3 protein-coding genes and 1 pseudogene are annotated in these 3,106 nt (G+C 48.6%); 3 read left to right on the top strand and 1 reads right to left on the bottom strand.

Going from position 1 to position 3,106, the window contains the following annotated elements; all coding sequences use genetic code 11:
• The 3 genes and pseudogenes from AC1DUA_RS31285 to AC1DUA_RS31295 all read left to right on the top strand — a co-directional run.
• Positions 1 to 221 (top strand): annotated as a pseudogene (locus AC1DUA_RS31285) (flavin monoamine oxidase family protein); the annotation flags it as partial.
• Complete coding sequence (locus AC1DUA_RS31290; RefSeq protein WP_477503455.1) at positions 211 to 1,188, top strand: zinc-binding dehydrogenase; 978 nt, start codon at positions 211 to 213, stop codon at positions 1,186 to 1,188. The pseudogene AC1DUA_RS31285 and the gene AC1DUA_RS31290, both read left to right, overlap by 11 nt.
• A 24-nt stretch (positions 1,189 to 1,212) precedes the next feature.
• A complete protein-coding gene (locus tag AC1DUA_RS31295) occupies positions 1,213 to 2,520 on the top strand; it encodes an MFS transporter (protein ID WP_477503456.1) in 1,308 nt (435 codons plus the stop codon).
• 238 nt (positions 2,521 to 2,758) lie between these two features.
• Here the strand turns inward: AC1DUA_RS31295 and AC1DUA_RS31300 are convergent.
• The coding region (locus tag AC1DUA_RS31300; RefSeq protein WP_477503457.1) for a TetR-like C-terminal domain-containing protein at positions 2,759 to 3,106 on the bottom strand (348 nt) is incomplete at its 5' end.

The following is a 3,106-nucleotide window of genomic DNA, read 5'->3' on the forward strand; positions in this document are numbered from 1 at the left end:
GGTCAGAGGATGCCTACACATCAGTAGAGCAAGACTTCGCACCGCTGATGAATTTCCCGATCTATGGTCGGCCATCGACAAATGGTGAATGGGAAAACAAGATTTTTTGGGCAGGTACAGAGACGGATGCTCACTTCGGCGGGCACCTGGAAGGCGCACTTCGGTCAGCTGAAAGAGTTGTTTCAGAGATTCACGCAAGATTGGGAGGACATGAGCAATGAAAATGATGAAAGCTATTCAAATTCCATCCAAAGGGAAAAGATGGCTCTCGTACAGATTCCAGTGCCACAGCCGGGTGAGAGACAAGTCTTGCTCCGCGTAGAAGCATGCGGTGTGTGCCATGGAGACTCAATCGCTATTAACGGTGCTTCTCCCGCGTATCCCCGTATTCCTGGACATGAGGTCATTGGTATCGTGGAAAAGCTCGGCACCGGTTCGACGAAATGGAATGTTGGTGAGCGTGTAGGCCTTGGATGGCATGGCGGAGACAACCACGTAACTGGCCTAACCTTCGACGGTGGTTATGCGGAATACATGGTGGCTTATGAAGATAGTCTATCCCACATTCCGCTTGGATTGTCGGCAACCGACGCAGCGCCGCTTATGTGCGCAGGGGAAACAACATTCAGTGCACTTAGGAATAGTAAGGCTCGAGCTGGCGATCTTGTCGCGATTCAAGGCATTGGCGGGCTGGGGCATTTAGCGATTCAGTATGCCCAAAAAGCCGGATTCCGCACGGTTGCAATCTCGCGTGGCCGAGACAAAGAAGAGCTCATCCGTCAGCTTGGAGCGCATCACTATATTGATTCCAATGAAGAAGATTCAGCTCGGGCCTTACAAGCATTAGGTGGGGCAAAAGTCATCCTGGCTACAGCGCCAAACGCTCATGCAATCTCTTCTCTCATCAAGGGACTTGGATCAGACAGTGAACTCATTATAGTCGCTGGCTCCGGGGAAAAACTAGATTTGTCAGCCAGTGATTTCTTGAGAGGTCCGAATACGATTAGGGGTTCTTTTACTGGACATGCGCCTGAAATCCAGGATGTCATTAATTTCAGCATGCTCACGAATGTACGGCCAATGATAGAGTGCTACCCGCTTGAACGTGCAAACGAAGCATATGATAAGATGATGGCGGCTTCCACTCGGTTTCGGGCCGTTCTTCAAATTTATGATAGTAAAGGCTAATTGACTGAGTAGGGGGAGAGAGACATGTCGAACGAAACGGTATTGGTTAAAAAATCAATACATGGCAGCGGAGAATCATTAGGGTCATACTTGAATTCCCCTGAGAACCAGCGTCAGCTATACAAAAGAACGATCGTTATTGTCATTGCATCTCAGATGTTTGGTGGTGCGGGATTGGCTGCCGGGATCACAGTTGGGGCGCTGCTGGCACAAGATATGCTCGGCACAGACAGCTATGCTGGTGTTCCGGCATCGCTGTTTACGTTGGGATCAGCCGCTGCAGCGCTTATTGTCGGACGTCTATCTCAACGTTCGGGGCGTCGTGTGGGGCTTGCTGCAGGTTTCTTAACAGGTGGAGTTGGTGCTGCTGGTGTTGTCCTGGCAGCTTTCTTCCATAGTATAGCGCTGCTTTTCCTATCTCTGCTTGTTTATGGCGCAGGGACAGCTACCAACTTGCAAGCCAGATATGCCGGTACGGATTTAGCACTCCCGACACAGCGGRCCAAATCAATTAGTACGGCCATGGTCTTCACAACTTTTGGCGCAGTTGCTGGACCGAATCTCGTAAATTTTACAGGTCGGATCGCGAGTTCATTGGGTGCTCCTGCTTTATCAGGTCCATTCATGCTGGCAACTGTTGCCTATCTATTGGCAGGTTTTGTATTACTTATCTTCCTGCGGCCAGATCCTTTACTCGTGGCCAAATCTATTGCAGAAGCGCAACATGCACAAGATAGCCAGAGCAGCACACCGCAATCAAATACTTCGGCAGTGAGTGTGAATAGACAAGGGATCATGGTTGGGGCATCGGTGATGGTGTTAACCCAAATTGTGATGGTTGGCATTATGACCATGACACCGATTCACATGAAACATCACGGTCATGGACTCGGTCAGGTTGGTCTGGTGATCGGAATTCATGTTGCTGCCATGTATCTGCCTTCTCTGCTCACCGGTTTTCTCGTCGATAAATACGGACGGAAGGCGATGTCCTATGCTTCGGGTGTGACGCTGCTCTTGGCTGGATTACTTTCTGCATTCGCACCAGGTAACTCTATGGTATTTCTCGTTCTTGCGCTTGCCCTACTTGGTCTGGGTTGGAATTTCGGCCTTATTAGCGGCACAGCAACGATCGTCGATGCCACAACACCTGAAACACGCGCCAAGACACAAGGAAAGGTGGACGTTCTAATCGCACTCGCCGGGGCATCCGGAGGTGCATTGTCCGGACTGGTGGTGGCACATTCCAGCTATTCGACACTTTCATTGGCTGGAGGATTCTTGTCATTGCTATTAATCCCAGTTGTCCTGTGGTCTAGGAGGAAGGTTTAATCAATGTCATGAAAGAGCGGGAGTATGCCGCCGATCCGTGTAAGTTAAAGTAGAACATGAGCAGGAAATACTTCATAGTATAAAACCAAACTTTGGACGCAAGCACGTTGTTTGCAAGGATTACCAGCTCTTTAGGGGAAAGGTAATGAAAGAGTCCTTGATAATATGAAGGACTCTTTCATTCTGTAAATAAAAATCTATAACGGATACATACATCTATTTCATTAACCTACAGGCCCTACAGGCTTCTCCCTAACAAGGTACCTACTTGTTTCGCCATGACTTGTGGCGGATAGGGCATGCCGTTTCTGATCCACCATTCAATAACACCTGCATAAGCGGTACCTGCATATTGCAGCATGACATCATCCATTAAATCTGTATTTTTTCCGCTGTCTCTGTCAATTTCACCCTTGAATCCTTGTATAAAAGAGGCAAGAAGCCGTGCTCGAAATGCAGTAGGAGCCCCAGTACTTGCAAGCATGGTTGAGAAAAATAGATAATTCTTCTCGAAATATTCAAAGTAAGGTACTAGAGCCTCGTTCCAATCCAGCTTACAAGCCCACTGATCCATCTCCTCTAACTC

The organism is Paenibacillus sp. 01T422 (assembly GCF_056398785.1).

Excerpts from the sequence above, each read along its gene's own strand:
- AC1DUA_RS31290 (WP_477503455.1), top strand. The coding sequence starts at position 211 with ATGAGCAATGAAAATGATGAAAGCTATTCAAATTCCATCCAAAGGGAA.